1 protein-coding gene is annotated in these 292 nt (G+C 33.9%); it reads left to right on the forward strand.

The window, feature by feature from the left end:
• Nucleotides 1–199, forward strand: a 199-nt coding sequence (locus AAEZ03_RS26780) for a hypothetical protein (RefSeq protein WP_350582823.1), incomplete at its 5' end; no start/stop codon positions are given.
• Between the last annotated feature and the right edge of the window lie 93 nt (nucleotides 200–292).

Here is a 292-nt window from a genome sequence, read left to right on the forward strand (position 1 = left end):
TCTCAATATTGATAAAGATTTAATTACTATTTCCGAAAAACTTACTAAGGCGAAACGTCAAAAAACTGAGATCATCAATACTATTAACCAGCTTAGTGCTTGTTATACTATTTTAGAAGAAATAAAGTCAGAAAATATTGGCTTCATTTCTAACTCTGAATGGGAAAAACGAATAGCGGCGCAGCTCTCCTTAACCTGAATCGCACCAATCACTAATAGAATATGTGTGGTAAGTACACCATGAAGTACACTGTGCTTATCTCAGCAAGTTAAAACGTTAATACCATTAACC

This window comes from Pseudomonas sp. HY2-MNA-CIBAN-0224 (genome assembly GCF_040310285.1).
GTDB lineage: Bacteria > Pseudomonadota > Gammaproteobacteria > Pseudomonadales > Pseudomonadaceae > Aquipseudomonas > Aquipseudomonas helleri.